General features: G+C 71.4%; 13 protein-coding genes and 1 CRISPR repeat array. Of the genes, 6 read left to right on the forward strand and 7 right to left on the reverse strand.

All coding sequences use genetic code 11. The features are described 5' to 3' along the window. The first annotated feature begins 138 nt into the window (after nt 1-138). Complete coding sequence (locus JJJ15_RS06290; protein WP_200511817.1) at nt 139-714, forward strand: type I-E CRISPR-associated protein Cas6/Cse3/CasE; 576 nt, start codon at nt 139-141, stop codon at nt 712-714. 146 nt (nt 715-860) lie between these two features. Beyond that, a CRISPR array of direct repeats spans nt 861-2,535; the repeat unit is 28 nt; unit sequence GACAGCTCCGCGCATACGGAGATTAAGG. Between the two features lie 603 nt (nt 2,536-3,138). On the opposite strand, the gene pheA is transcribed toward JJJ15_RS06290, so the two are convergent. After that, on the reverse strand, nt 3,139-4,092 hold the full coding sequence (gene pheA, locus JJJ15_RS06295; protein WP_200511818.1) for a prephenate dehydratase: 954 nt from the start codon (nt 4,090-4,092) through the stop codon (nt 3,139-3,141). A gap of 403 nt (nt 4,093-4,495) precedes the next feature. Between pheA and JJJ15_RS06300 the strand changes: the two genes are divergently transcribed. Then, nucleotides 4,496-7,198: a hypothetical protein gene (locus JJJ15_RS06300; RefSeq protein ID WP_200511819.1), complete on the forward strand. Its 2,703-nt coding sequence runs from the start codon at nt 4,496-4,498 to the stop codon at nt 7,196-7,198. Nucleotides 7,199-7,454: 256 nt separating this feature from the next. On the opposite strand, the gene JJJ15_RS06305 is transcribed toward JJJ15_RS06300, so the two are convergent. Both JJJ15_RS06305 and JJJ15_RS06310 read right to left on the reverse strand, forming a co-directional pair. After that, entirely contained in the window at nt 7,455-8,228 is a 774-nt protein-coding gene (locus JJJ15_RS06305; RefSeq protein ID WP_200511968.1) for a glycosyltransferase, read from the reverse strand. A gap of 488 nt (nt 8,229-8,716) precedes the next feature. After that, nucleotides 8,717-10,084 carry a heparan-alpha-glucosaminide N-acetyltransferase domain-containing protein gene (locus tag JJJ15_RS06310; RefSeq protein ID WP_200511820.1) on the reverse strand — a complete coding sequence of 456 codons (1,368 nt, stop codon included), beginning with the start codon at nt 10,082-10,084 and terminating at the stop codon, nt 8,717-8,719. A 106-nt stretch (nt 10,085-10,190) separates the two neighbouring features. On the opposite strand from JJJ15_RS06310, the gene nrdF reads away from it, so the two are divergent. Then, complete coding sequence (gene nrdF, locus JJJ15_RS06315; RefSeq protein ID WP_200511821.1) at nt 10,191-11,165, forward strand: class 1b ribonucleoside-diphosphate reductase subunit beta; 975 nt, start codon at nt 10,191-10,193, stop codon at nt 11,163-11,165. Nucleotides 11,166-11,247: 82 nt separating this feature from the next. On the opposite strand, the gene JJJ15_RS06320 is transcribed toward nrdF, so the two are convergent. Genes JJJ15_RS06320 through murQ form a run of 3 tightly spaced genes read right to left on the reverse strand, consistent with a single transcriptional unit; the run spans nt 11,248 to nt 14,703 of the window. Next, nucleotides 11,248-12,273, reverse strand: coding sequence for a MupG family TIM beta-alpha barrel fold protein (locus JJJ15_RS06320; protein WP_200511822.1), 1,026 nt, complete (start codon nt 12,271-12,273; stop codon nt 11,248-11,250). 5 nt (nt 12,274-12,278) lie between these two features. Further along, nucleotides 12,279-13,766, reverse strand: a complete 1,488-nt coding sequence (locus JJJ15_RS06325) for a PTS transporter subunit EIIC (RefSeq protein WP_200511823.1) — start codon at nt 13,764-13,766, stop codon at nt 12,279-12,281. A 4-nt stretch (nt 13,767-13,770) separates the two neighbouring features. Continuing rightward, nucleotides 13,771-14,703 carry an N-acetylmuramic acid 6-phosphate etherase gene (murQ, locus tag JJJ15_RS06330; RefSeq protein ID WP_200511824.1) on the reverse strand — a complete coding sequence of 311 codons (933 nt, stop codon included), beginning with the start codon at nt 14,701-14,703 and terminating at the stop codon, nt 13,771-13,773. Nucleotides 14,704-14,775: 72 nt separating this feature from the next. On the opposite strand from murQ, the gene JJJ15_RS06335 reads away from it, so the two are divergent. Next, the gene (locus JJJ15_RS06335) at nt 14,776-15,804 is read left to right on the forward strand and encodes a MurR/RpiR family transcriptional regulator (RefSeq protein WP_200511825.1); all 1,029 of its coding nucleotides are present in this window, start codon (nt 14,776-14,778) and stop codon (nt 15,802-15,804) included. 89 nt (nt 15,805-15,893) lie between these two features. Here the strand turns inward: JJJ15_RS06335 and JJJ15_RS06340 are convergent, their stop codons facing one another. Continuing rightward, nucleotides 15,894-16,919 (reverse strand): LacI family DNA-binding transcriptional regulator, encoded by a 1,026-nt coding sequence (locus tag JJJ15_RS06340; RefSeq protein WP_165271616.1) that lies wholly within the window; start codon nt 16,917-16,919, stop codon nt 15,894-15,896. 222 nt (nt 16,920-17,141) lie between these two features. On the opposite strand from JJJ15_RS06340, the gene JJJ15_RS06345 reads away from it, so the two are divergent. Both JJJ15_RS06345 and JJJ15_RS06350 read left to right on the forward strand, forming a co-directional pair. Then, a complete protein-coding gene (locus tag JJJ15_RS06345) occupies nt 17,142-20,330 on the forward strand; it encodes a glycoside hydrolase family 2 TIM barrel-domain containing protein (RefSeq protein WP_200511826.1) in 3,189 nt (1,062 codons plus the stop codon). Continuing rightward, nucleotides 20,327-21,946: an MFS transporter gene (locus tag JJJ15_RS06350; protein WP_200511827.1), complete on the forward strand. Its 1,620-nt coding sequence runs from the start codon at nt 20,327-20,329 to the stop codon at nt 21,944-21,946. Before JJJ15_RS06345 ends, JJJ15_RS06350 begins: the two co-directional genes overlap by 4 nt. Nucleotides 21,947-22,043 lie beyond the last annotated feature (97 nt).

Below are 22,043 nucleotides of genomic sequence, written 5' to 3' on the forward strand. Positions count from 1 at the left end.
GGCAGCGCAGTACCTGGGCTGACACCGCCGTCGAGGCACCCGGTACCGGGTCCGGGCACAGGCGGTCAGTCTGCTCGCGGCCAGGACCGCGTCCTTCCCGCACCACTTACGTCCGCCCTCAACCTCTTAGGAGCCTTTGTGCAAGACCAGGTCCTCGCAATCCCTCTGACTGAGGCACTTGAGTACCTCAGTACCCCCGACGGCGTCCACCACCTGGCACTGAGAAACCTGCCCGACCTCCGGGGGGTCTCACGCACAGCCCGGGCTTCCCTGGGTGTCCTCTTCCGTCTGGCCCTGCCCACCGAGCTAGGCGGGCAGGCGGGACACGTCACCATTCGCTACCGCGGGGCGCCCCCGATCAAGGACGCGCAGAGTCTTGAGACCCCTGACGGACTGGTGGCCGGGCAGCGGCTGACTGTCCGCGCGGTTGCCGAGAAGCGACGCGAGGACGAGAGCGGACGCACCCGCATCCGGGCGGTTCGGGACGAGGAGGCGGAGGACTGGGCGCGCGCGCTCCTGGGACGCCACGGCCTTGAGGTATGCGACCTCAAGGTGAGTCCCCGCTGGTTCCTGGGAAGCCGGGGGCAACGCTCCTTCATGGTCCGTGACCTCACAGCTACCGTGACAGCAGTACGAGAGGAGGCAGTACGTGCCTACGTCAGCGGTATCGGCCGCGGAAAGGCCTTTGGGTATGGCATGCCCATTGTGCTGTGATATCAGCACGTTTAACGTCGCTAAGTGCACAAACTGAGGTGCGACGCAGACACGCCTCTGGTACCCTTGCGGGGTCCGCAGCAGCCAGCAGGTCGGCAGTAAATGCACGACGACCACCCGCCCAACAAACCTGCAGGTCAGCTAGCGACAGCTCCGCGCATACGGAGATTAAGGCAAGAGGAATCATTTCAGGCACCGTAGGCCAATGACAGCTCCGCGCATACGGAGATTAAGGGGCCGCAGAACCGACCTCAGACGCCCCAAAAAGACAGCTCCGCGCATACGGAGATTAAGGGGATATGGCCACGTAGAATATTGTCTCGCCGGGGACAGCTCCGCGCATACGGAGATTAAGGTGTGGCGTCCGCCATGCGGAAAGGAGTATCATGGACAGCTCCGCGCATACGGAGATTAAGGGGTCAGCCGGTGATTTGGGGGACTGAAGGTTTTGACAGCTCCGCGCATACGGAGATTAAGGCCGCCATACCGGACTTCTCTTCGTGGTCAACAGGACAGCTCCGCGCATACGGAGATTAAGGCCCCCACCCACAAGCCGCTCTAGACCCCTTACAGACAGCTCCGCGCATACGGAGATTAAGGCACCGGCTCGGGCTTGTTGGACTTGTTGTCCACGACAGCTCCGCGCATACGGAGATTAAGGGGCCGTCAAAGTCAACGCTCGCCCACGCGGCCAGACAGCTCCGCGCATACGGAGATTAAGGCATGGCCCTGAGGGCCGAGCGCGCCGACGCCTCGACAGCTCCGCGCATACGGAGATTAAGGCGAAAGATTATCGTCAACCTGAACTACGCCAACGACAGCTCCGCGCATACGGAGATTAAGGGAGCTCTCAGAGCATGTTTTGACCCTGACCCCAGACAGCTCCGCGCATACGGAGATTAAGGCATACGCTTGAACTCGGCCTCGCACACCGTGCTGACAGCTCCGCGCATACGGAGATTAAGGTTTTCGTTTACGATATTGGTGTGCCGGTACGAAGACAGCTCCGCGCATACGGAGATTAAGGCCGCTCCGGGAAGCACCCGGAGCGCAGCGAGACGACAGCTCCGCGCATACGGAGATTAAGGGTTTGACGACTTCAAAATTAACGGCAAGAAGTTGACAGCTCCGCGCATACGGAGATTAAGGTGTGCCGCCTTTGGTGCGTAGGGTCATCATGTAGACAGCTCCGCGCATACGGAGATTAAGGGTCCGCGCTGTAAGGAGCGGTGACGGAGATCATGACAGCTCCGCGTATACGGAGATTAAGGGCCGATGGAGAAGCGGTCGATCACGCCGTCGCGGACAGCTCCGCGTATACGGAGATTAAGGCGGCTCGGCATCGGCGCCTGAGGAGCGGGACGAGACAGCTCCGCGCATACGGAGATTAAGGCTCGCCCTCCTCGGCGGTGACGACCCTGGTCCAGACAGCTCCGCGCATACGGAGATTAAGGGATCCGCTCACGCCGGTGAGGGGCGCCGACGTCGACAGCTCCGCGCATACGGAGATTAAGGCCACGTGTGGCACTGCTCCCTGTCCCTGCGGCCGACAGCTCCGCGCATACGGAGATTAAGGGTCGCGGTGCCCGTAGAGAGGTAGGTCACCCCAGACAGCTCCGCGCATACGGAGATTAAGGCGCCTCCTTCATCGTCATGCGCTCGGACTCGTCGACAGCTCCGCGCATACGGAGATTAAGGGATCCGCTCACGCCGGTGAGGGGCGCCGACGTCGACAGCTCCGCGCATACGGAGATTAAGGCCCGTAGGACCAGCAGGCCAGCAGAACCGCGGGAGACAGCTCCGCGTATACGGAGAACTGAACACGTGCATGTCGTCAATTCGGCCTCGCCCGTCGTCCGCCCTGTACCATATACAACCCTCGGTCAGCCCGCCAGCCGACCGCCATCGCTTGACGCACCGCGCAGGGCACCCTGGGGCTCACGGAATCATACGGATATCTCAGAGTCGGTAGGAGGGGCGGCACAAAAACTCGTGCAGTTTGCGCGACCTAATGCATTCTGCAAGAACTCGTACGCTCAGCGCCCGCACCTGACGCCCGGTACCGGACCAGGCCCCGGCAGCCCCAGGGCACCGCGGACCACAAGCCGGGGAGCTGGCCAGAGCGGGGTCCCCGCTGCCAGGCGGAGGGTGCGCCACGGCGGGCGGCCCGGCGCCAGGCGGGCAGGCGGGGCACGTCAGGTGCACACCGTGCGGACCCCAGCCGCAGCCTGGTGGCGGCTAGGCGGGCAGATGGGACACGTCTGGGGAGGCCAGGGTGCGCCACAGCGGTCGGCCTGCTGGTGCCGGGCGGGCACGCGGGGCGTCAGGGTCGGGCCGGTGCCCGGGGCGCCCGGGCAGCCCGGTGCCGGGTGGGCACGCGACTCCGGCCCGCCACCCGGCCACCCGCGCTACCGGCCACCCGGCCTACAGGCTGCGCCCCTCCAGGACGTCCGCCACCCAGGCGCGCGCCACCTGGAAGTCCTTGTCGCTGGTGCCCGCGACCACCGTGACCGGGCGGGCGTCCAGGCGCGGGTAGGAGCCCAGGAAGCGCACCACCGGGCAGGTGCGGTGCAGGCCGATGACGGCCGCCTGGATGCGTTCCTCCCGGATGTGCCCCTCGACGTCAATGCTGAAGCGGTACCGCCCCAGGGCGTCACCCACCGGGCGGGACTCAATACGTGTCAGGTTCACGCCGCGGACGCTGAACTGCTCCAGCATGTCCAGCAGGGCGCCCGCCCGGTTGTGGGGCAGCTGGACCAGGAGCGTGGTCTTGTCCGCCCCTGTCACCTCCGGGACCCGTCCGGGTCGGGTGACCTTGACGAAGCGGGTTATGGCGTCCGACTTGTCGGCCACCCCCGCCGCCAGGACCTCCAGGCCGTAGTCCTGGGCCGCCAGCGGGTTGCACAGGACCGCCTGGAAGCCCACCTGCTCCAGGCTCCGGCCCGTCTCCGCGAGCGCCTGCGCTGGCGCGGAGGTCGAGGTGCCCGCCACGTAGACGGTCTCGGGCAGGTTGTGCCCCATCCAGCCGCGGCACTGCGCCCAGGCGTGGGGGTGGGTGGAGACGGCCCGCACGTCCTCCAGCCGCGTCCCGGGCCTGCCAGCCAGGACGAAGGTGATCGGCACGGCCACCTCGGCGGCAATGACCAGGGGGCTGGAGGCCACCAGGTGGTCCAGGGTGGCGTTGACCCCGCCCTCCACGGAGTTCTCTATGGGGACGACGGCGGCCTGCGCCCTGCGTGAGCGGACCTGGTCCAGGGCGGTGGGGATGTCCTGGCAGGGGGCCAGGACGACGTCGTCCGGCGCCACCTGCCGCAGGGCCATCTCCGAGAAGGTCCCCGTGGGGCCGAGGAAGGACCAGGTAGGTGGGACGCTCGTCATGGCCTCACAGTACCGGCTGACGGTGAGAACGACATGGTGTCAGGACGACGCGCGGCCCCGTACCGGCTCGGTGACCAGCCCGGCAGAGGCGGACGACGTCCGCGCGGACGCCCCGGTACAGGCACGCAGCCACCTGGCGAGTGCCTGGTGGGCGCCCTCCCACGGCCCGGACCGGGTGCGGGCGTCCGCCGGGGCAGGCGGTGAGCATGAAATCGCGATGTCCTGGCACGGACCGGGTGCGGGCGTCCGGCCCGGCAGTCGCAGACGGCGCGGATCCTCGGCGCTGGGCCCCAAGCCTGAGCCCTGGCGAGCACCGGCTCAGGGGCTACCGGAGGTCGATACGCCCTGCAGGCCTCCGGGCTGTTCCCGGTACGTCCACCGGGCAAGCCGCTACGCTGACCGGATGGGTCGACACGTACGCACCATGACGCTCCCCGTCCTGCTGGTCCTTGGCCTGGTGGGCGTCCTCGGGGTGCCGGTGGCGCACGCCGACGGCCCCGGCCCCCAGGACGCCCAGGCAGCGAGACGACCGGTCCTCCTGCTGGGCACCAGCAACCTGACCTGGCAGCACCTGGTGGCGGCCGCTGACGACCCTTCCAGAGCCGGTACCCTGGCCAGCAGGCTCGTGCTCCCGGCGTCACAGATGTCACCGGTCAACCTGGTCACCCGTACCGCCGGTGACCGCACCTGCACCGCCGACGGCTGGCTCAGCCTCGGGTCGGGGTCCCGGGCGAAGGCCACCACCGGCCCCTGCGTCGTCAGCGGCCGCCCCCAGTCCCCCACCTGGGACCAGGCCCGTACCGTCTCGGCGGACCTGACCCCCTCGGCCCGCCCGGGCTCACTGGCCGACGCCCTGGCCACGGCGGGGGTGAGCACCGCCGCCGTGGGGGACGGGGCCGTCCTGGCCCTGACGGCCTCCGACGGCACCGCCCCGCCCACCCTGCCCGGCCTGGAGGCCCTGGAGCAGTCCGGGAGGCTGCCCGACCTGACCATGGTGGACCTGGACTCCGGTCAGGAATCACCAAGGGACACCTACCAGCAGCTGAATGCGATCGACGACGTTCTTAGCTGGGCCGCGAAGGTCCCCGGGGGCGTGCGCGTCATTGTGGCCTCAGTCGCTGACGGGGAGGACCCGGGCCCGCAGCTGGGCATCCTCCCGACGGGCACCACCAGCCCCCAGGGCTCGGTCAAGCAGGGGTGGACCACCATAGTGACCGGTTCCGCGACCCACCGCCCCGGACTGGTCGAACTGCCTGAGATCACCACCGCGCTGGCCACCGCGCTCGGCGCCGCCCCGGACCGCTCCTGGTCGGGTAGCGCCCCCCTGGTCCTGCCCTCCCACGGCCTGGTGCTCGGGGACACCATGTCCGTCACCCCCCTGGAGTACCTGGCCGACGACGCCCTCCACGCCCGCGCCTCCGCCGCCGCGACCGTCCCGGCGGGGCTGCTCCTGGTCTGCGTCATGCTGGGGGTGGGGGCGACGGCGGCCCTCAGCCTGCGGCGTCGGCCCCACGACCTCCCGGGGAGCTGGCCGTACCGGCCTGGGGTGTCTGCTGAGCCGGGTAGTCGGCCCCACGACCTCCCGGGGCCCCACCCGGGCACTGCACCGCCCCAGCCGGGGACCACGCAGCCCGCCGGACCCACCGGGCGCTGGCACGGTACCGGCGGCGGAGGCCGTCCTGGCGCCGGTCAAGATGCCGGACCTGACGACGCGCCCCGTCTGCGGCGTCGGATCGCCTGCGCGGCCCTGGGCGCCGCCAGCCTTCCGCTGGTCCTGCTGGTGCTCAACGCGTTCCCGTGGTGGCGCATCGGGGCCGACGCGGGCCACCCGAGCGCCTGGACCGTGCTGGCGGTGCTGGGGACGGCCGCGGCCCTGGCGGCGGGGGTCGGCCTCCTGGCCGCCGTGGTCCTGTCCCCCACCGGGCGCGGACACCCCCCGGTACCCTCCCCCGACCAGCCGCCCCTCCCCTACGCCGACGTGTACGGCGTGGCCGGGAGGAGCACGGGCGTAGGCGAGGCCGTGGGGCCGCGGCCGACCGCGGTCACCGGCTGTGCCGACGACCGGGGCCCGGCGGTGCGCGCCGGTGCACGCCGCCGGGCCACCTCCTGCTGGGCCGTCCCTGTCCTGGCCCTGCTGACCTGTGCCGCGTGGTTGGTGGACGCAGCCCTGGGCGCCCACCTCGCCTTCAACGGCCCCCTGGGGATGAACGCGGTGGTCGCGGGACGCTTCTACGGGATCTCCAACACGGCCTTCGCCCTCGTGGCCGCCTCGCTCGTAGTGGGGATCGGGACGTCCTGGCGAGCTCTCACAGGACCCGACGGCGCCCCGGGCGCCCAGGCCGCCGCGCCCGCTGGCGGAAGGGCGGCGTCGCCCAGGTACCTGGGCAGACGGCAGGCCTCCTGGCTCCTGGTCGCCGTCCTGGGTGGTGCGGCCCTCCTGCTCGACGGCGCCCCGCAGGTGGGGGCGGACATGGGCGGGGCGATCACGCTGGTCCCCACGCTCGTGGTCCTGGGGGCGGGGCTGGCGGGTACCCGCCTGGCCTGGCCCCGGCTGCTGGCCACCGTGGCGCTGACGGTGGGCGTGGTCGGCGGCTTCGCGGCCTGGGACTACTCCCGCCCCTCCCCGGGGCGCACGCACCTGGGACGGTTCGTCCAGCAGGTGGTGGACGGCTCGGCCTGGCACACGCTCGCGCGCAAGGCCTGGGCGCTGGTCGCGCCTTTTGTCACCAGCGCCATGGCGCTGACCGCGCTGGTGGTAGGCCTGGCGGTCCTGGGCGGCGCGCTGTGGTGGGCGCGCCGGGAGCTGCGAGCCTGGCAGGAGGGCCGCAGCGCCTACGCCTGGCTGGCCGGGGAACAGCCGGGGGCTGCCGCACCACCTGACCCGGCCATGCCCGCCCCAAAGGCGTCCCTGCCGGTCGTGCTCCCGGTGGCCACCTGGCTGCGGGCGGTCCTGCGGGCCCTGGGCGTCCTGGTCGTGGTGTCCGTGCTGGTCAACGACTCAGGCGCCGCCATGGCCTGGTACTGCCTGGCCGTGGCCGTCCCCCTGGGCCTGGCCGCCCTCCTGACGGGGTGCCGCCCCGGGGGCCGGGCCCCTACCGCCTCCTAGCGGCCGTCGTCGGAGGGACGCCAGGTCACCACGACCTGGGGCCCGAGGCCACCCCAGTGCCCCGGTACGCGGACCGGGCAGGCTCGCCCTCCGCAGTCCCGGCGGCGCGGTACCCGGCGTAAGGAGCCGGTGCCAGGCGACGCAGACGTGCGCTCGCGGCCTGACCCGGTGCGCAAGGAGCCAGGCTGCTGGTACACAGAGCTCGACGGGCAACCCCTGTTGCCCGGACGCGAGGAGCCGGGGCGCCTACCGGGGGTCAGTACGCCCGGTAGGCGGTGAAGGGCTGCTGGTCGTGCAGGGACTGGGCGAACTGCCTGGGGCGCAGGCCCCGACGTCGGAGCCGACGCGAGGCGATGGCCAGCAGCACGTCCCGGTACTGCCCGGCGCGGTGCATCTGACCTGCCCGGTCGTTGCGGGTGACGCGGTGGGTAATGTCACAGGGGACCTCGATGACGGACAGCCCGGCAGCCAGGACGTCCACGGACAGGCCGACCTCCACGCCCCAGCCCTCGGCCAGCGGCGAGGCCTTCTCGTAGGCCTCCCGCGTCAGGCAGCGCTGCCCGGACAGGGGCGCGACGGGCGACCAGCCGGTCATGGAGGTGATGGCGTGCCGGGCGGCCCGTACCACGCGCCCTCGCCCGCCTGCCCCGGCCTGCTTGGGCGGGACGGCGATGGCCATGTCCGCGACCCCGTCAACCACCGGGGGGACGAGCTCGGCGCAGGACGCGGCCGAGTCCCCCAGGTCGGCGTCGATAAAGAGCAGGAGCCGGGCCGGGCCGTTCTCGTAGTCGCGCATGGCCACGACGCTGGCGCCGGTCTCCAGGGCGGAGGCCTTGCCCCGGCTCACCGAGTGGCGCACGGTCACCGCCCCGGCGCTGCGGGCGTGGTCCTGGGTGGCGTCGGTCGAGCCGTCGTCGACGACGACGACGAGGTCCACCCTGGGGACAGCACGGCAGGCGCGCACGGTGGCTGCGACGCGCTCAGCCTCATCCTTGGCGGGGATGACGACAGCGACATGGACAGTGGACATGCTCACCACGCCAGCCTAGCGACCCACTCCGACCCTCAGGTCATCCCACTTGCAAGGTCACAGGGAGCACGCCCTCAGGCCCGTCCGACAATAGTGATGAATATCACTATTTCTGAGGACCGAGAGGACCTCCGTCCTCTAAAACGGCGTGAAACCGTTACAGAAACGTGATCAACGCCCTCTCAGGCTCGTCACATGGGTCTCACAGTTTTTATTTTAGGAGGTTTTTATGCCACAGTTGACCCAGGGCCCGCCGAGGACGCCGGGTTCCTGTCCCCCTGCACGGCGAGGTCGACACCGCACCACCTCCACGCCTCGTTCCCGCAGGTGGGATGTGTGGGGTGCGTCCGACTCAGCGACGCACCCCACACTTGACTTCCCCGGGGCCAGGCGGCGGACGCCGGCCGCGGGCTCCGGGACCGCTCAAGAGGCCGTCCTGGACGCCAGCCGCGGGCCGCTCACCTCACCCGTCGCGGACCGCCCGCCCCTTAGGTCCGCGCCGCGGCCAGGGAGACCTTCCACATGACCCACTCCAGGGGCCCGCGCCGGGCCACCAGGCCCCACCCCAGCGTCCCGGCCATGGTGCCCAGGGCCAGCCACGCAAAGGGCGCCCAGTCCTGCGCCACGAGCCAGTCCTCGTTGAAGGCCACCACCACGAACTGGGCGCTGTAGGCCGTCAGGGCCATGGAGCCGACGGCGGCCACCGGGCGCAGCACGTGCCGCGCCCAGCCGCCGGCCAGCAGGCACAGGCCCAGCACCATGACGGCGCAGCCCCCGGAGCCGACGGTCTCCAGGACGGTGCCGGTGTGCGCACCGGCGTCGACCAGGTCCGCCAGCGCCGGGAGGGGGAGGGGGGTCCAGTGCAGGCCCTCCCCCATCGTCGGGCCGTTGGCGATGGTCACCTGGCGCCACGGCTCAATCCCCTCCTCCGTGGGCAAGCCGACCACCTGGGCCAGGCACCAGCTCGTGAGGTAGCCGAGCACCGCCAGGAGGCCCCCCACCCACACCAGCCTCACCTGGAGGCGGGTGCTCGTCACGTCCAGGCGGCCGATCCCCATGCCGGCCAGCACGAAGACCATGTACGAGGCCCCCGGGTAGGCGCCGGAGAAGAAGACCTCCACAATGAAGGAGTTGGCGTCCCCCGTCATCCACATGCCCAGGGAACCGGCGAGCCATATCACACCCACTGCCGTCAGCGGCCCCAGCACGGACAGCACCGCCGCCGCCCTCAGCAGGCGGGCCGCGGGCCAGCGCGCGAACGGCAGCGCCGCCACGAACCAGGCGGCGTAGAAGGCCAGGATGACGTTAATGGAGGTGCCCAGGCTCACCAGGAGTCCGGCAATGACCACCAGCATGGCCGACCGCCCCAGAATACGCAGTCGGGCGGTACGCATCTGCTCGCCCTCGTAGACCACGTTTCGCCCGGTGAGAATAGCCAGCGACACCCCCGCCAGCAGGGCGAAGAGGATGGAGGAGCGCCCGTCGCTGGCCGTGACCAGCAGCCTGAGCGCGGCGGGGTCCCCGGGGTCACGGGGTGCCACGTGGGCGCAGAACATGCCCAGCACCGCCAGGCCCCGGGCGACGTCGATCCCGGCGACCCGGCCCCGGTAGCGGCGGACCACGGCACCCGGGTCCGGGGAGCCCGGTGCCTCGGCGCCCGGGGCACCCGACGCACCAGGAGCGGTGTCGGGGTCTGAGGTCCCGTCCGGGTCCCCGGGGGGCGGGTCGCCCGGGTCCGGGGACGCGGGCGCCGGACGGCGGTCAGGCGCGGCACCACCAGCAGGTTCCCGTGACCCGCGCGGGGTACCCGCCGCCGGTCGGGCTGGGCGGTGTCGGGCCGCCGTCGTGTCACTCATCATCATCTCCCGAGGGCAGGGGCTACCGCGAGGATAGCCAACTCCGCCGCCGCCGTCGGTAGCATGTGAGACGTCAGCCAGGCATCAGCCCACCGGGGAGGAACCCATGCCCGAGCCCATCAAGCTCATCGACCGCGTCCAGGCCATCAACTGGAACCGCCTCATCGATGACAAGGACCTGGAGGTCTGGGACCGCCTGACCGGTAACTTCTGGCTGCCCGAGAAGGTGCCGCTGTCCAACGACGTCCAGTCCTGGGCGACCCTGACCGAGCCCGAGAAGAACATGACCACCCGCGTGTTCACCGGCCTGACCCTGCTGGACACCATCCAGGGCACGGTGGGCGCCGTCTCGCTCATCCCCGACGCCCGCACCCCCCACGAGGAGGCGGTCTACACCAATATCGCCTTTATGGAGTCGGTGCACGCCCGCTCCTACTCCTCGATCTTCTCCACCCTCATCTCCACCGCCGAGATCGACGAGGCCTTCCGCTGGAGCGAGGAGAACGAGAACCTCCAGCGCAAGGCCCGCATTATCCTGGACTACTACCGCGGCGACGACGCGGAGAAGCGCAAGGTGGCCTCCACCATGCTGGAGTCCTTCCTGTTCTACTCCGGCTTCTACGCCCCCATGTACTGGTCCAGCCACGCCAAGCTGACCAACACCGCCGACCTCATCCGCCTCATTATCCGCGACGAGGCCGTGCACGGCTACTACATCGGCTACAAGTACCAGCTGGCGGTGCGCGAGTCCTCCCCGGGGCGCCAGGCCGAGCTCAAGGACTACACCTTCGACCTGCTCATGGAGCTGTACGACAACGAGGAGCAGTACACCGAGGACCTCTACGACGAGCTGGGACTGACCGAGGACGTCAAGAAGTTCCTGCGCTACAACGCCAACAAGGCCCTCATGAACCTGGGCTACGAGGCGCTCTTCCCGGCCGACGCCGTGGACGTCAACCCGGCGATCCTGGCCTCCCTGAGCCCCAACGCCGACGAGAACCACGACTTCTTCTCCGGCTCGGGCTCCTCCTACGTCATCGGCACCGCCGAGGCCACCCAGGACGAGGACTGGGACTTCTGAGGGCTCCAGGCGCGCGCCCCGCGTCCGCCGGTGCTCCCGCCGCAGGCTGGCCCGGGCGGGCTGCGCGGGGCCGGGGCCCGGATCAGCGGCCCGGCGCGGGCCGGTCGGCGCGCACCAGCCGCACCTGCTGGCCGCCGCGCAGCAGGCCGACCAGGCAGCGGTAGGGGGCGGCGACCTCGCCCAGGCGCACGTGCTCCCCGTCCAGCGGCGCCGTGGCGGTCATGAGGTGCACCTCCCCCCGGTAGCGGCCGAGGGTGTCCATCTGGAGGGAGCCGGTCTCCATGGCGTCGGCGTTGGCGCACGCCCCGGGCAGCGCCCGCCCGCGCGTGCCCTCCAGCCGGTGGGAGCGCCCCGTCTCCTCCACGCGCAGCCGCCAGTCCCCCTCCAGCCACGCGCACCCCGGGGCGAGGTTCACCGGCAGGGTGAGGACGCCGTCCTCCGCCCGCCGGATCCACTCCAGGTGGCGGGGCGCCACGACGCCCTCGGCGCACACCGCCTCGACGCCGTCGGCCAGCGCCCGCAGCCGCACCGCGCTGGTGTAGGCGTCGCGGTGGCGGTGCTCCTCGAGGGTCGGCAGGCCCCGGTACAGCGGGGCGCGCCGCGTCACCTCCCCGGGGACGAAGGCCAGCAGCCGCAGGCCCCGCGAGGTGAACAGCCGCGACTGGCGCGCGTAGTAGCCGCCGTCCAGGCCGGTGCCGGGCCGCGGGTAGAAGTTGTGCCAGCCGACCAGCCCCTCCACCCCCGCGAGCGCGTCGAGCGCGGCGGCGCCGACCGTCGAGGCGTTGAGGGCGATCGGCAGGCCGGTGGCCGCGGCGACGGCCCGCACGCCCTGGACGTCGTAGCCGTAGTCCAGGCGCAGCCCGACGACGCCGCAGCCCGCCAGGTCCACCGGGCCCAGGCGCGCCAGGCCCGCCGGGGAGACGTCGGCCCAGAAGCGGGCCCCGCGGGTGCGGTGGACGTGGCCCATCCACCGCACCCAGCCGGCCGGGTCCTGCGTCTCGGGCATGTGGAGGGAGGTGAACAGCTCGACGGCGCCCAGCGAGCAGGCCTGATCGACGACGGCGTCGCGCACCTCCTCGTCGTCCGTGGCGTAGACCGACCAGAGCACGGCGCTCAGCGCCCGGGCGCGTCGAGGATGTCGGCAGCGGAGCCGTCGCCGTAGACGCGCTCGACGTCGGCCTCCCGGTAGCCGAAGAAGTAGGTCAGGAGCGCGCCGGCGACGACGGCCACCAGCCAGCCGGCCACGTACCACAGCCAGTGCCCGGCGGTAATGAGCGGGATCATGAGCAGCCCGGACAGCCCCAGGGACCCGGCGCCGAACATCTCCTGCTGCATGCCCAGGGCGACGACGGCGCCGCCGAAGCCCGCCCCCAGGCAGGCGGTGATGAAGGGGCGCACCAGCGGCAGGGAGACGCCGTAGATGAGGGGCTCGCCGATGCCGAGGACCCCGATGGGCAGGGCGGACTTGATAATGCCGCGCAGCGCCTCGTTGCGGGTGCGCACCCACACGGCCACCGCCATGCCGACCTGCCCGGCACCGGCCATGGCGAGGATGGGCAGGAGCTCGGTGAAGCCGTGGTCGGCGATGAGCTGGGCGTGCAGGGGGGTCAGGCCCTGGTGGATGCCGAGCATGACCATGGGCAGGAAGAGGCTGGACATAATGAAGCCGCCGACGACCCCGCCGGTCTTGAGGGCGACGTCCACCAGGAGCCAGGTCAGCCCCTTCATGAACAGGGCGGAGACGGGCATGATAATGAAGATGGCGAGCGCGGCCCCGGCCAGCAGCGTGATAACGGGGACGAGGAAGAGGTCGAGGGCGGCGGGGACCATCCTGCGGACCGCCCTCTCGACGACGGTGAAGGCCCAGGCGGTGACAATGACGCCGATGACGCCGCCCAGTCCGGGGGCGAGGTTGCCGAAGAGCGGGATGGTCAGGGGCTGGGCGGCGGTGGTCACGGCGCCGTCGGCCCCCTTGACGGCGGGGATGCCGGCCAGGGAGGCCATGTAGGGCAGGCCGCCGGCGACCAGGCCGAGGACGGGGGTGCCGCCGAGCTCCTTGGCGGTGTTGTGCCCGACGACAAGGTTCAGGGCCCCGCCGAGGATGCCGCCGATCCCCACCAGGACGCCGAACCAGGGGTGGGTCGTGACCGTGGGGTCGAGCATCTTCCACACGTTGGCGATCGCCGCCACGAGGCCGCAGGCGATAAAGCCGGGGATAATGGGGATGAAGATATTGCCCACGTGGCGGAAGAGGCGCTGGACGGGGCTGGTCTGGCGGGCCTTGACCCTGGCGCGGGCTGCGGCGGCCGGGTCGAGGTCGGGGTCGACGTTGACGTGGAGGGCGCCGGACCCGGTGCTGCCCGAGACGGCGTCGTAGGCGGCGCGCAGGCGCTCGGCGTGCCCGGGGCCGACGACGATCTGCATCTGCTCGCCCTCGACGACGCCGAGGACGCCATCCAGGGCCTTAATGGCCGCCACGTCCGCCTTGGACGGGTCGGCGAGGTCCAGACGCAGGCGCGTCATGCAGTTGGTGTGGGACACGACGTTGCCGGGCCCCCCGGCGAGCCGCTGGATATCACGGCTGAGGTCGTCGTAGTTCAATTCGCTACTCCTTCGCGGATGGGGACGGGATCGGGGCTGGGGGAGCGCCGACGGCGGCGCGCACGAAGCCGCCGGCCGCGGCCAGGCGTCGGCGGGCCGCGTCGGCGTCGATGTCGCAGGCGACCATGACGATGGCGGTCTTGGCGTGCCCGTCGGCGGCGGCCAGGGCGGCGGCGGCCCGCTCGTTGTCGCAGCCGGTGGCGGCGGACACGATCCGGCGGGCGCGGTCGATGAGCTTGGTGTTGGTGGGGGCGACGTCGACCATGAGGTTGCCGTAGACCTTGCCGAGCCGCACCATGGCGGCGGTGGAGATCATATTGAGGACGAGCTTCTGGGCGGTGCCGGCCTTGAGGCGGCTGGAGCCCGTGAGGACCTCGGGGCCGGGGACGACCTCGATGGCGACGTCGGCGTTCTGACACACGCTGGCCCGCGCGGTGCAGGCCAGGGCGATGGTGGCGGCGCCGCGCTCGCGGGCGCGGTCCAGGCCGCCGATGACGTAGGGGGTGCGCCCGGAGGCCGCGACGCCCACGACGGTGTCGTGCTCGCCGACGCCCAGGCCGTCGATGTCGGCGGCGCCCAGGCCGGCGTCGTCCTCGGCGTCCTCCACGGCGGTGAACACGGCCTCCCTGCCGCCGGCGATGAGGCCGACGACGAGGTCGGCAGGGGTGCGGAAGGTGGGGGGGCACTCGGCGGCGTCGAGGACGCCCAGGCGCCCGGAGGTGCCGGCGCCGATGTAGATGAGGCGTCCGCCGGCCCGCATGCCCGCTACGACGACGTCGACGGCACGGGCGATCTGCGGCAGGGCGGCTCCGACGGCGTTGGCGACCCGGTGGTCCTCCGTGTTCATGACGGAGACGATCTCGAGGCTGCTCATGGTGTCCAGGGAGGCCGAGGCCGGGTTGCGCTGCTCCGTGGTGGCCAGTGTGGACGGGGGCATAGTCACTCCTTGCTGGGGCGGCGGTGCCCCGTGGATGAAATGATACTACACCTTGGACCGTCTTGGAGGAACATGACTTCACCCAAGGCCCGGCCGGGCACGGGCAGTGCGACGGCGCCACGCCCCGCCGTCGGAAATCGTTCGCGAGCCGCGCTGATCGGGGACGATGAGGCCATGAGCGAGGCCATGAGCAACGAGGTCGGCGACACCGGCGTCGACCCGAGCGGCGTCGACCCGAGCGGGGTCGTGGAGCGCATTCGCCGATCCCGTGCGGGCTTCAGCCCCACGGAGGCGGCCATCGCCGAGACGGTGCTGGCCGACCCCCAGGCCGCCCTCATGGCGACCACGGGCTCCCTGGCCGAGGGCGCGGGGGTGTCGCAGGCGAGCGTAGTCCGCTTCTGCCGCGCGCTGGGGTACACGGGCCTGCCCGACCTGCGCCTGGCGCTCGCCCAGGAGCTGAGCCGGCGCGACCTGGAGCACGAGCGCTCCGGCGTCGCCCACGGGCGGATCGACGCCTCGGACTCGCTGGCCGACCTGGCCGCCAAGATCGCCTTCCACGAGGCCCGCTCGATCGAGCAGACGGCCCGGCAGCTCGACCTGGACGCCCTGGAGGAGACGGCCCGGGCCATTGCCGTCCCGCGGCCGGTCACCGTCTTCGGCGTCGGCGCCTCGGGGCTGGTGGCCGCCGACCTCACCCAGAAGCTCCAGCGGATCGGCCAGCCCTGCCAGTTCCACGCCGACACCCACGTCCAGCTCGTCCACGCGGCGCTGCTGGACGCGGACGACGTCGCCGTCGGGTTCTCCTTCTCGGGGCGAACCCGTGACGTCGGCGACTGCCTGCGCCTGGCGCGCGAGGGGGGCGCGCTCACGGTCGCCGTCACGGGGGACCCCCGCTCCCCCACGGCCCGCGGGGCCGCCCGCGTCCTGCTCACCGCCGCCCGCGAGGACGAGCTGCGGGCCGCGGCCCTGGCCAGCCGCATGGCCCAGCTCGCCGTCGTCGACATCCTGTTCGCGCGGGTGGCCCAGCTGCGCTTCGACGACCTCGACGCCGCCCTGGCCACGACGCGCGCCGCCGTGGACAGGCTGCGCCTGAGACCCTGACAAGGCGCAGCCCCACCCCGGGCCCCACCTGGTGCGGCCCGGGCCCCACCCTGGGCGGGCCTACGGGAGCACCGGCGGGCGCGGGGCCGCTACCTGCCCGCCGACGTCGTGCTGCCGCGCAGCACCAGCTCGGTGGGGATGACGACGCTGCGCGACCCGTCGGCCGGACCGGAGGCCACCTGCTCCAGCACCAGGGCCACCATCTCGCGGCCGTGGCGCCTGAAGTCCTGGCGCACGGTGGTCAGCGGCGGGAAGCTGAACTCGCCCAGGGCCAGGCCGTCGAAGCCCACCACGGAGACGTCGCCCGGTACGCTCCTGCCCCGCTCGTGCATGGCCCGGATGAGGCCGAGCGCCAGCTCGTCGTTGCCGCAGAACACGGCCGTCACCCCCGGGTCGTCGGCCAGGCGCAGGCCGGCCCGGTAGCCCGCGGCCGCGCTCCAGTCACCTGGTACCGGCTCGGGGACCGGGGCGCCGGCCTCCCTCAGGCACGCCGCCCACGTGGCCCTGCGGATGAGCGCCGACTGCGAGCCCTCGGGCCCGGTGACGTGGTGGACGGTGCGGTGCCCCAGGCCCAGGAGGTGGCCGACGGCGTCGCGCACCCCCTGCACCTGGTCGGCGCTGGCCGAGGGGTAGTAGCCCACGAGCGCGGAGTCCGAGACCGCCACCGGCAGGGTCGGCGGCAGGGAGAGGTGCTCGGGCCCGGCCCGGCCCGCCTGGACCACCACGAGACCGTCCACGGCCTGGTGGGAGAGGCGGTAGACGGCCTGGCGCAGGTCCTCGGACTCGGGGCGCTCCACCTGGACGAGGTTGACGGTGTAGTCGGCCCGCGTGGCGGCCTCCAGCACGCCCGCCGTGGTCAGCGCCTCCCCGGTGCGCTGGATCTGCTGGGTCAGCACGCCGATCGCCCTGAAGGAGCCGCGGCGCAGGGCCTGGGCCGCCCGGTTGGGGGAGTAGCCCAGCTGGTTCATTGCCTTGAGCACCTTCTCCCGGGTGGCCGGGCGGACGTTGCCGGCCCCCATTGAGACGCGCGAGACCGTCTGCGCGGAGACCCCGGCCAGGCGAGCCACGTCGCTCAACGACGGCGCCCCCTGGGTACCCCTGCGCTGACCGGCCATGGCGGGAGGCTATCAGGGGCCTGGGCAGGGCAGTGACAGGGGCCTTCCGGCATCCCTACTGATGACGTTATCATAACAGCTCCCAACTTTGACGATCGGTTCCAGGTAAGTGTTGGTAGTTAGTTGCCAGGGCGGGCGGCCACCACTATGATAACGTCAACATTGAGGGTGCCGCAGCGCCGCGGCGCCCCGGTGCCCCGCACACTTGAGAGAGCAGGAGCCATGATCGTCCCGAGACACTACGAGGACCTCGGCGTCCTCCACGAGAACACGCTGCCGCCCCGCGCCTACTACGTCCCCGCCTCCTCCCCCACCGACCCGGGCCCCGGGAGGCAGGACTCCGACCGCTTCCAGCTGCTGAGCGGCCAGTGGCTCATGAGGTACCTGCCCAGCGTCCACGACCTGACCGAGCCCTTCTGGGAGACGGGGACCCAGGGCGCGACCGGGTCGGCCCGCCCGGAGGGGTTCGCCCCGGTGCCCGTGCCCAGCACCTGGCAGCACCTGGGCTACGACCACCACCAGTACACCAACGTCCGCTACCCCATCCCCTTCGACCCGCCCCTCGTCCCCCAGGACAACCCATGCGCCGCCTACCTGAGGGACTTCGACCACGAGCCCGTCCCCGAGGCGCCCTGCACGCACCTGGTCTTCGAGGGCGTGGACTCCTGCTTCTACGTCTGGCTCAACGGCGCCTACGTCGGCTACAGCCAGGTCGCCCACGCCACCGCCGAGTTCGACGTCACCGAGCACATCCGCCCCGGCACCAACCGCCTGGCCGTCCTGGTGCTCAAGTGGTGCGACGGCACCTACCTGGAGGACCAGGACAAGTTCCGCACCAGCGGCATCTTCCGGGACGTCTACCTGCTCTCCCGGCCGCGCCAGACCCTCTTCGACTACGCCGTCACCACCTCCCTCGTCCCCGGCGGGGGCGCGCGCTCCGGCGCGGCTCCGGTGGTGCGCTCCGGCGCGGCTCCGGAGCGCGCCGTTATCGAGGTGCGAGGCGCCTTCCGCACAGGGCCCGTGCCCACCACGGTGAGGCTGGCGGACCGCCAGGGCGCGGTCGTGGCCACCGGGCAGCTGGAGCCCTTCACCCCCGGGGACGACGACCCCGGCATCGGCACCGGGTACACCCACCGGGTCCGCCTGGCCGTGGGCGACCCGCACCTGTGGAGCGCCGAGGACCCCTACCTCTACCACCTGACCATCACCACCCCGGGAGAGGTCATCACCGACCGGGTGGGGCTGCGCGAGGTGGAGGTCACCGGCGCCGTCGTGCGCCTCAACGGGCGGCCCCTCACGCTGCGGGGGGTCAACCGGCACGACTCCGACCCGGCCACCGGCCCCGCGATCGGCCTGGAGCACATGCGGCGCGACCTGAGGCTCATGAAGGAGCACAACATCAACGCCGTACGCAGCTCCCACTACCCCAACGACCCGCGCTTCTACCAGCTGTGCGACGAGTACGGCTTCTACGTCATGTCCGAGGCCGACAACGAGAGCCACGGCACCCAGACCCGCTTCCTGGCCGACGACTCCTGGGACAACCAGGTGGAGCACTGGAACGAGCCCATCGCCGACAACCCCGAGTGGACCGACGCCACCGTGGACCGCATGCAACTGTGCGTCCACCGGGAGAAGAACCGCCCCAGCGTCATCGCCTGGTCCGCGGGCAACGAGTGCTCCTACGGCTGCACCCTCGAGGCGGCCCTGAGGTGGGTCAAGGGCTTCGACCCCACGCGCCTGACCCACTACGAGAGCTCCTACTACCGGGACTCCAAGCGCCGCTACGACTACTCCTGCATCGACCTGTACAGCCGCATGTACCCCGGCATTGAGGAGATCCGCGACTACCTGGACTCCGACCCGGACAAGCCCCTCATCCTCGTGGAGTACAGCCACGCCATGGGCAACGGCCCGGGCGACCTGGAGGACTACTGGGAGATCATCCGGGCCGACGAGCGCATGTGCGGCGGCTTCGTGTGGGAGTGGTGCGACCACGCCGTGGCCGCAGGCACCAGCCCGGACGGGCGGCCCATCCACCTCTACGGCGGGGACCACGGCGAGGCCGTCCACGACGGCAACTTCTGCGTCGACGGCCTGGTCTCGCCCGACAGGGTCCCCCACCCCGGGCTGGCCGAGCTCAAGAACGTCCAGCGCCCCGCCCGCGTCGTCGACTACGACCAGGACGAGGGCCTGCTCACAATCCGCAACGACCTGGACCACACCGACCTGGCCCACTACGCCCGCATCTCCTACGAGGTGCTGCGCGACGGCGTCGTCGTGGCGCACGAGGAGCTCGACCTGGTGGAGCCCGTGCCGCCGCACACGAGCATTATGCTGCGCTGCGCACCGGACGTGCCCGCCACCGGACGCTGCCACCTGCTGGTCATCTACCGGCTCGCCCAGGACCAGCCGCTGCTGGCGGCCGACCACGTCCTCGGCTTCGACGAGGTCCCCCTGCGCAACGCCGACGGGCGCACCCGGCGGGTAGCGGCGCTCGCGGACCACCCGAGCCGTGCGGGGCGGGTGACGGTCCGCAGGGAGGGGACCCGGATCGACGTCGGCGCGGCAGGCCTGCGCTGCGTCCTCGATAAGCGCACCGGCCTGCCGGTCAGCCTGGTCGTGGACGGCCGCCAGCTCCTGGACCGCCCGGTGGAGCTCAACGTCTGGCGGGCGCCTACCGACAACGACCGCAATGTGCGCCTGGAGTGGGAGCGGGCCCGCTACCACCAGGCCGTGGCGCGCGCCTACGGCGTGGAGGTCGATGAGGCTCCCGGGTGGGTCGCCGTCCACGCCGACGTCGCTCTGGTGGCGCCCTCGGTCCAGCCCGCCCTGCGCGGGCAGCTGACCTGGGTCGTCACCGACGACGGCGTCCTGGGCCTGAGCCTGCGGATGCGCCGGACCCTGGGGTTCCCCAGCCTGCCGCGCCTGGGCCTGCGACTGTTCCTGCCCCGGTTTATGGACCGGGTCGACTACTACGGCCTGGGGCCGCAGGAGAGCTACGTGGACAAGCACCGCGCCAGCTACCACGGGGCATTCAGCGCCGATGTCGCCGACCTCCACGAGGACTACATCCGTCCCCAGGAGAACGGCAGCCACGCCGACTGCAACGAGGTGACCCTCTCCGGGGGCGGGCTGAGCCTGACGGCGGCCTCCCAGACCCCCTTCTCCTTCAACGCCTCGCGCTACACCCAGGAGGAGCTGACGGCCAGGCGCCGTAACACCGACCTGGTGCCCTGCGGGAGCACGGTCCTGTGCCTGGACGCCGCAATGGCCGGCATTGGCTCCAACAGCTGCGGGCCGGCCCTGCGGCCCCGCTACCGGGTGGACGGCCGGGAGCTGGGGATGGACCTCCACCTCCTGCTCAGCACTGTGAACAGCACCACTACCCACGACGAGGTGAAGCTATGAGCGCCAGCACGAGGGCGGTCCGCGGGGCCGGGAGGCCCGGAGGGGGCGCCCCCGAGGCGCCCGAGGAGCGCAGGTACCTGAGGTGGTACAACAAGGTGGGTTACGGCTCGGGGGACGTGGCCGGGAACGTGGTCTACGTGCTCCTGTCCGCCTTCCTCATGATCTACCTGACGGACACGGCGGGGCTCAACCCGGGGGTGATCGGCACCCTCATGATGGTCTCCCGGATCTTCGACGGGTTCTCCGACGTCGTCTTCGGGACCCTGCTGGACAGGACCAGTACCCGGATGGGCAAGGCGCGGCCGTGGATGCTGTGGGGGTTCGTGGGCTGCGCGGCCATGATTATCGCGATCTTCGCGATCCCGACGGGCATAGGGACGGTAGGCGGGTACATCTGGTTCTTCATCGCCTACACGCTGCTCAACTCCGTCTTCTACACGGCCAACAACATCGCCTACTCGGCCCTGACCGCGCTGGTCACCAGGAACAGCGCCGAGCGGGTGCAGATGGGCTCCATCCGCTTCATATTCGCCTTCGGGACCAACCTGCTCATCCAGAGCGTCACCATCCAGGGCGTGGAGACGTTCGGCGGCGGCGCCCAGGGGTGGCGGGCCATCGCCATTATCTACGCGCTCATCGGCCTGGCGGTCAACACCCTGGCGGTCTTCTCGGTCAGGGAGCTGCCGGAGGAGGAGCTGGAGGGCGACGGGCCCGACGCCGGGGCGGACAATAGCCCCAATGCCGGGGCGGGCCACCAAGAGGGGCAGGGCGCGGGCCGCCAGGAGGTCGAGAGCACCGCCGAGGAGAGACCGACAATGCGCGAGTCGGCCAGGATGCTGCTGTCCAACAGGTACTACCTCATTATCCTGGGGATCTTCCTCCTGACCCAGATCTTCACGGCCATGCTCAACATGGGCATCTTCTTTATGAAGTACATCCTGGGCGACGCCAAACTCCTGGGGGTCTTCGCCTGGGCCATTAACGTCCCCCTCATTGTGGGGCTGCTGGTGACGCCGGTGGTGGTAGACCGTTTCAAGGAGATGTACCGGGTCAACATCTGGGGGTACGCGATCGCCGTGGTCGGGCGCCTGGGGGTGCTGGTGGCCGCCTACATGGGCAGCGTGCCGCTCATGCTGGCGCTGTCCGCGCTGGCCTCCCTGGGCATGAGCCCGCTGCAGGGCACGCTCAACGCCATGATCGCCGAGATCTCGGAGTACACGTGGCTGCGCACCGGCAAGCGGATCGACGGGCTCATGTTCTCCTGCACCTCGCTGGGGGTGAAGGTGGGCGGCGGCGTCGGCACGGCCCTGGCCGGGTGGCTGCTGGCCGCCAGCGGGTACGTGCGCGATGCGCCGGTACAGCCGGACTCGACCGTCCAGATGCTCTACGTCATGTACGTGTGGCTGCCGCTGATCGCCAACGCGCTCATCCTGCTCCTGCTCACGCGCCTGGACGTGGAGCGGGTCAACACCCGGCTCAGGGCGGACGCCGCAGACAAGACGTCCGGTAACGGGGGAGCGTCTGAGGACGGGACCGCGCTCGGAGACGGAGGTGCCCCCGGGGACGGGGGCGCGGCCAGGGCGGACGGGGCTGAGGAGCCCGGTACCTCGGCCTGACCGGACCCGGGTCGGGTCCGGGTTCCACTGGTGTGGCGGGGAAGCGTCCGCGTGTGGCCCCGGGCCCGACACCCACCGGCTGGCCCTCGGCGTCCCA

The organism is Actinomyces sp. HMT897 (assembly GCF_016626125.1).
In the GTDB taxonomy this organism is placed as follows: Bacteria; Actinomycetota; Actinomycetes; order Actinomycetales; family Actinomycetaceae; genus Actinomyces.